Raw genomic sequence first — 6788 nt, 5'->3', positions numbered from 1 at the left:
TTGCGGTACGTCGCCCCGACCCGCCAGGTCACCCCGTCGTAGTCGCTGAGCACCGCCAACCGGATCCGGGTCTGCGCCCCGGCCGGAGTGAGCGTGGCGACGTCCAGCAACTCCTGCTCCGGGTGCAACGCCCACCCGGAGATCCGGATCAGCGGGTTCTCGTCCAGCGACTCCACCCGGGGCGGCTCCACGTACCGGCGGGGATCCACCGGCCGGTCCTCGACCCGGGCCGCCAACACCGGACCGACCAGCGCCGCCAAGCCCACCACCACGACCACCCCGGCCGCGCCGCCCGCCACCAGCCGCAGGCGCACCGCCGCGCGCACCGCCGGTGGCAGCGCCGCCGCCGGGTCGCCACCCGGGGTCTGCCGGGTGCCCGGAGCCACCAGGCCCAGGGCGACGGCGGCGGCGAACGCCACCGACGGCCAGAACGCCGGATCCGCGTTCGGGCCCACCACGTACAGCGCGCCCACGTACAGCAACGCCGGCGGCAGGAAACCGAGCAGCGACCGCCCGGCGCGCAGCGCCACCTCGGCACCGGTCAACCCGGCCAACCAGGTTGCCACCAGCGGCACCAGCACCGTGTCCGGAGCCGGCTCGACCGGGATCAGCGCGGTCAGTAGCCGGGGGATGCCGTTGCGGGCCGCGTCGACGACCACCTCGCCGAAACCGCCGGGCAGCCCCGCCCGGCGGGCCGCCAGGTGCAGACCGAACACCGTCCAGCCGACCATCGCGGCCACCGACACCGGGGCCACCAGCCAGGACCGCAGTCGCCGGGCGGCCACGCTCACCAGCACCGAGCCGGCGGCCGCACCGACCAGCAACCAGGCCAACAGGTCACCGGCGTAGACCCGGCCGAGCACCACCCCGGGCAGCGCGACCAGCACTACCAGCGCCAGCGGCAGGGGTGCCGCGCGCAGCCACCGCGCCGCAGCGGATCGCACGCCGGCCGAGCCCCGCGCCGTCACCACCGGCGCACCCCGTCCCACTCGGCGGCGAAACCAGCGCCGTCGGCGGCGTCCACCACCACCAGGCCGGCGACACCGGCCGGCGTCGGGGCGTCCGCTCCGAAGACCGCCACCAGCACCGACGGGTACGCCCCGCGCAGCGCCCCCACCTGTCCCAGGTCGTCACGGCCACCCGGCCCCGTCAGGAAGACCAGGGTGTCGCCGGGACGGTCCCGGCGCAACCGGCCCGTGCAGCCGCGCAACGCCTCCGCGTCCCCGTCGGCCAGTTCCACCGCGGTCAGCCGGTCCAGCGGCGGCTCCCCGGCCCGGTCCTCGCCCGGCGCCACCAGCAACAACACCACCGGCAGGTCGTCGCGCACCGCCGCGGTCACCACCGACGCCGCCGCCTCACAGGCCGACTCGAACGACTCGGCCACCCCGTCGATGCGCTGCGGATGGGCCGCGGCCCGGTTGTCCAACAGCACCACGATCCGGGGCAGGCTGGTGTCCACGTTCTCCCGCACCATCAGCTCGCCCACCCGGGCGCTGGTGCGCCAGTGCACCCGGCGCAACTCGTCGCCGACCACGTACTCCCGCAACGAGTCGAAGGTGATCGACCCGTGCGGGACGCTGTCCGAGCTGCCGTCCAGGCTGCGCCCCGCCCCGGTCGGCACCGCCCGCAGCGGATGCACCCGGGGGTGCACCCACACCGGCACCGTGTCGCCGTAGGAGCGGGCCAACGCCACCAGCCCCAGCGGATCCCGCCGGATCACCCGCAGCGGCCCCACCGGCACCACACCCCGGCGTCGCGTCGGCACCTCGTACTTGACCGTGGTGTCCCGGCCGGGACGCAGCCGCAGCACCGGCACCGGCACCGCGCGCGGGCCGCACCGGTCCTCGGCGAGCAGGTTCGCCGCCCGCAACCGGCCGGCGTTGCGCACCGTCACCGTCATCCGGGCCGCCTCGCCGCGCGCCACCCGGTCCGGCTCCGCGCTGCGGGTGACCTCCAGCCGGGGCCGCCAGGCCGCCGTCAGCACGGCGTAGCCGACCGCCACCCCGGCCGCCGCGCCGAGCAGCACCAGTTCCGGGTACGCGTACCGGAAACCGACGCCGAGCAGCAGCACGGCGGCGACGAGCAGCCCGACGCCCCGGGCGGTGATCCCCATGGCGGGCCGGTCAGCCGTGCGCCGGAGCCGGCTGGCCCGACGGCAACGGAACCGGCACCGACGCGACCGCCTGCCGCAGCACCTCGGCGGCGGTCACCCCACGCACCTGCGCGTCGGGGGTGAGCAGCAGCCGGTGCGCGAAGACCGGTTCGGCCAGCATCTTCAGGTCCTCCGGCATGATCCAGCCCCGGCCGTCGATCAGCGCGTACGCGCACGCCGCCCGAGTCAACGCGATCACACCCCGTGGGCTGACCCCCACCCGCACCTGCGGATGGGTGCGGGTCGCCGCGGCCAGCCGGACCGCGTACCCGTACAGCGGCTCGGCGATGTGCACCCGGCGCGCCATGGCGACCATCTCCCCGACGGTGGCCGTGTCGGTGACCGGGCTCAGTGCGTCGGGGGAGCGGACCGTCGCCCCGCGCAGCACCTCCACCTCGACCGACTCGTCCGGGTAGCCCACCGACAGCTTCACCAGGAACCGGTCCAGTTGCGCCTCCGGCAGCCGGTACGTGCCGTCCATCTCCACCGGGTTCTGGGTGGCCACCACCAGGAACGGTTGTGGCACCGGATGCCGAACCCCGTCGACGGTGACGGTGCGCTCCTCCATCACCTCCAGCAGCGCCGACTGGGTCTTCGGCGACGCCCGGTTGATCTCGTCGGCGATGACGATGTTGGCGAACACCGGCCCCGGATGGAACTCGAAACCCCGGGTGGCCTGGTTGAAGATGGTCACCCCGGACACGTCGGAGGGGAGCAGGTCCGGGGTGAACTGGATCCGTCGCCACTGGCCCTGCACGGTCGCCGCGATCGCCCGGGCCAGGGTGGTCTTGCCGACCCCGGGCACGTCCTCCAGCAGCACGTGCCCCTGGGCGAACAGCGCGGTCAGCGCCAACCGGACCACCTGCGGCTTGCCGAGCACCACCGCGTTGACGTTCTCGGCCAGCCGGGCGGCGAGGGCGGCGAAGCCCTGCACCTCCGGCTGGGTGAGCGGTTCCTGGGGGGTGTTCACGGTGCTCCTCGGCGGGTGATCCGGTGTCAGCAGGTGGGCAGGACCTTGATGTCGTCGCCGCCCTCCAGGTTGAGCCAGGCCCACGGGATGTAGTTGCGTCCCTCGTACTCGACCTGCACCCACCAGGTGCTCTGCTTCTGGTTGTTGTAGATCCAGGAGTCGACGTTCTGGCCCGACTTCTTGCAGTACGCCTTGAGCCGGGTGCCCGGCTTGGCCCAACCGACCTGCTTGTCGTTGTCCTGCCGGGTGACCGAGAAGATCTCGTTGCCGTTGCGCCCGTCCACGTCCTTGTTGCAGTAGGTGCGCTGGTCATCCTCCGGCCCGTTGTTGCAGGTCGCGACGCCGTACAGAGCGTCGGTGGCCTGGGCCCGGTTCGCGGTGCCCTCGCCCGCCGCGTTGCTCGCCGTGACGGTGAACGTGTACTCCTTGCCCGGCGTCAGACCCGACATGGTGATGCGGGAACAGCCGCCCGGTTGCCTCTCACCGGCGGTGCTCAGGGTGCAGGTGGCCCGCCCGCCCCCCGCGTCGACGGTGAACGTGACCGTCGCCGTGGTGGCGGTCGCCGACGAGCCGGTCACCGTCACCCGTGGCGGCGCCACCGTACGCGCCGTGGTGGTGGCCTCCGGGCCGGGGCCGGCCTCGTTGACCGCCCGCACCGACACCCGCACGTTCTGCCCGTTGCCCAGCCCGGACACGGTGGTCTGCGTGTCGGTCACCTCGCTGACCCGGCCCGCCACGTCCACCCGGTACGCCGTCACCGGACGACCGTTGTCGGCCGCCGGGGACCACCGCACGGCGATGGTGCCGGGCTGGTCGGCGACCGTGCCGGCGGTCAGGTCGGCCGGCTGCCCCGGCGGGGCGAACGGCACCACCGTGTTGCTCACCGGGGAGGCCGCCGAACCGGCGCCCTTGTCGTTGACGCTGACCACCGTGAAGGCGTACTGGGTGCCGTACTCCAGCTCACCGGCCGGGATGACCAGCTCGGTACGGGTGGACTCGCCGGCCGGGGCGTTGGTGCCGGCTGACGTCGCGGTCACCGCGTACCGGGCGATGGTGTTGCCCTGCCCGTTGGCGGCGGGCCAGCTCACCCGCACCGTGCCGTCCGGCCGGGCCTCGGCGGTCACGCTGGCCGGCGGATCCGGCACCGCCGCGGTCGGGGTCACCGGGTTGCTCCGGCGTGCCGGGCCGGCGCCCTTGGCGTTCACCGCGTGCACCGAGAACGTGTACGAGCGGCCGTTGGTCAGGCCGGTGATCTCGACCGCCCGCTGGTTGGCGCCCACCTCGTGCCGTCGACCGTCGCCCTCCACCACGTACCTGGTGATCTCGGCGCCGTTCGCGGCGGCCGGCTTCCAGGTCACCCGGGCCTGCGCGTTGCCGGCCGAGGCGCTGACCGACCGCGGCTCGCCCGGCTTGCCCACCTTCGGCTTCTTCGGTGGGGCCGGCGGCGGGGGAGCCGGCGGCGGGTCGCCACCGAGCACGTCGTTGGCGTACTTGTTGACCTCGCGAACCTGGTGCTTGTCGTCCACCACCCGGGCGACCGAGGAGTCCGGCGCGTTGATGAACAGGTGGTTCTCCCGCACCTCCAGCTCCAGCGGGCCGGCCGCGCGCTTGCCGGTGACCGTGTCGACCAGCTGGCCGGCGTCGTCGAACGCGTACACGGTGCCGCTGGCCTCGTCGGCGCAGTAGAACCGGCCGGCCCACGCCACGGCCGGGCTCAGCCGGTCACCGGCGCCCGGCACGGTGAACTCCCGCACCTCGCCCGCGCCGTCGGCGACGACGTGCACCCGCCGCTCGCCGGCGACCGTGACCGGCACGGCCGGACCGCTGGTCCGGGCCGGCAGCGTGCCGGCGGCGGCCATGCTCAGCGCGGTTCGCCGGATGGTTCCGCCGCGGACGGTGACCAGCGACGCGGAGGTGCGGTCCAGCACCGCCACCCCGTCGTCCAGGGTGGACACCACCAGCTCGTGGCTCGGCCCGGCGACCGGGTACGTCTCGACCCGCTCCGGGCCGGCGGTGGACGGGGCGTCGGCCGGTTCGGCGGGCAGCCGAGCCGGGGTGACCGCCGAGACGGTCCCCTGGCTGGGGACCGCGATCCAGAGCCGACCCTTGCCGTCGAACGCGCCGCCGGTGATGCCCGGCGGGTACCGCACCGGCTCGCCGACCGGGGTCAGCGAGCGCGGGTCGAGCTGCCGGACGATGCCCTGCACGGCGTCGACCACGAACGCCGCGTCCTCGTGCAGGGCCACGTTCACGCCGAGGCCGGGTGTGGTGGGGGTGGTCGCGGTGATCTGCAGGGTGGCCAGGTCCAGCGAGCTGACCTGTCCGGTCCGCAGGTCGCGCAGGACCAGCAGCCGGTCGGTCTGGGTGACCTGCATCGGATGCCGCCGTGCTCCCGGGATCCCCATCCGGGTGTCGACCCGGGCGGTGACCCCGTTGACCCGGGCGATCTCGCTGCGGGCCGCGCTCCACAACCAACTGCTGGCGTCGTAGTTGGCCACCGCGTTGTCGGCAGCGCCCAGGCCCAGCACGGTGAGGCCCATGGCGGCCAGCAACGCGCCGACGGTGCCGATGGTGACCAGCCCACCCCGCATCCGCGAGCGCCGGGCCGGTGTCGGGCTGTCGGTGCTCACGGCGTCCTCGATGGTGGCCACGGCCGGCTGCCTCCCCGTCTGGCTCTTCCCGGTGGCGCCGTGCGCCGGCGACCTCCCCTGAACCGTGGGACATCATATGGGCCGGCCCGGCGCACCGGAACCCGCACCGTCGATGCGATGAACACCCAGTGTGTACGGTGTGGACGGCGGTCAGCGTGCCGGCGAGCGCCGTCCCCGGTCCGTGCAGACCTGCCCCGACGTCGCGAAGGCATCCGTGGAGTAGACCGCCAACACGGTGAAGCAGTAGTCGACCGTCCCGCTCAGCCCGTTGAGCGTGTACGACGTCTGTCCGGCCTCGACAGAGCCCATCACGCCCAGGGTCGTGCCGGCGCGCCCGCCGGCCACCATGAACGGCACCCCGCCGTTGGTCGGATCCGACCACTTGATGGTCACGCTGGTGCCGTTGTCGCGCAGCGTCAGGTTGTCGGGCGGAGCGCCGGTGGCTCTCGGCGCGACCGGGGACGGGCGGCTGCCGGCCGGCCCGGGTGGTACCTCACCGCCGCCCAGCAGCACCGTGCCGACCAGGCCGGCGACGGCCACCACCAGCACACCGACCACGACCGCGACCACCACCGGGCCGCGTCCGCGCCGCGCGGGTTCGACCTCCATCGGGTACGTCACCGGGGCCACCGGCGGATACGTCGCCAGGGTCGGCTCCTGGCCCAGCGGCGGGTACGTCGCCAGGGTCGGTTCCTGGCCCAGCGGCGGCGGCTGGTCGACCGGCTCCCGCGGCCCGGGCAGGGTGTCGTCCGGCAGGCGTTCGGGGACGTCGTAGGCGACCAGCGGCTCGTCGACCCAGTCCGCCGACCTCTCCCGGTCGGCCGGTGCCGCGGCGTCCGGACCGGGCCGGTCGTCGGGAGGCGGCACGGTCAGCGGTTGCGCGGGCGCGGCACTGCTCCACGGCGGGGCTGTCAGGCTCCACGGCGGGGCGCTGTGCGGCGTGCCGCTCACGGGGGCGGCGCTGACCGGCGGAGGCGGTACCGCCGGCCGGTGGGGTGCCGGTGGCGCGCTCACC

At 74.7% G+C, this 6788-nt stretch carries 3 protein-coding genes and 2 pseudogenes; all 5 read right to left on the bottom strand.

Translation table 11 applies throughout. The features are described 5' to 3' along the window. Window positions 1–968, bottom strand: a pseudogene (locus E1166_RS28390) (transglutaminase domain-containing protein); the annotation flags it as partial. Next, on the bottom strand, window positions 965–2113 hold the full coding sequence (locus tag E1166_RS28385; protein ID WP_132342951.1) for a DUF58 domain-containing protein: 1149 nt from the start codon (window positions 2111–2113) through the stop codon (window positions 965–967). The pseudogene E1166_RS28390 and the gene E1166_RS28385, both read right to left, overlap by 4 nt. A gap of 10 nt (window positions 2114–2123) precedes the next feature. Then, a complete protein-coding gene (locus E1166_RS28380) occupies window positions 2124–3122 on the bottom strand; it encodes a MoxR family ATPase (protein WP_132342950.1) in 999 nt (332 codons plus the stop codon). A gap of 26 nt (window positions 3123–3148) precedes the next feature. Beyond that, window positions 3149–5773 carry a fibronectin type III domain-containing protein gene (locus tag E1166_RS28375; protein WP_132342949.1) on the bottom strand — a complete coding sequence of 875 codons (2625 nt, stop codon included), beginning with the start codon at window positions 5771–5773 and terminating at the stop codon, window positions 3149–3151. 150 nt (window positions 5774–5923) lie between these two features. Beyond that, window positions 5924–6788 (bottom strand): annotated as a pseudogene (locus E1166_RS28370) (hypothetical protein); the annotation flags it as partial.

Source organism: Micromonospora sp. KC213, assembly GCF_004348325.1.
GTDB lineage: Bacteria > Actinomycetota > Actinomycetes > Mycobacteriales > Micromonosporaceae > Micromonospora.
Note: the sequence above shows the minus strand (reverse complement) of the source record. Positions and strands in the feature narration are given on the sequence as shown.